1 protein-coding gene is annotated in these 298 nt (G+C 68.8%); it reads right to left on the bottom strand.

The window, feature by feature from the left end; translation table 11 throughout:
• The coding region (locus SB725_RS30665; RefSeq protein ID WP_410923118.1) for a membrane dipeptidase at positions 1–298 on the bottom strand (298 nt) is incomplete at both ends.

Genomic DNA, 298 nt, shown 5'->3' with positions numbered 1-298 from the left:
GCCGAGGGCGTCCCGGGTGTCATTGAAGAAGGGCAGCGGGCGCGACGAGTCGGCCCAGTCGTTGTTGCCCACATAGCTGAAGCCGAACAGGCGCATGCCCCGTGCGGCCCACTGGTCCAGCTGGTCCAGGTCGTCGCCCATGGCGTAGGCGTTGAGCAGGCTGATCACCACCGCCACCTTGCCTTCCGAGGCAATGCGGCGCAGGTCGGCGGGGGTGTAGGCGATGGCGGCCTGGTTGGGGAAGTCACGCACCATGCCCTGGATGATCCGGTAGCGGGTCTCGCGCCGGCGCGAAGGC

It is taken from the genome of Pseudomonas sp. SIMBA_041 (genome assembly GCF_046535095.1).
Lineage (GTDB): Bacteria > Pseudomonadota > Gammaproteobacteria > Pseudomonadales > Pseudomonadaceae > Aquipseudomonas > Aquipseudomonas mucoides.
Note: the sequence above shows the minus strand (reverse complement) of the source record. Positions and strands in the feature narration are given on the sequence as shown.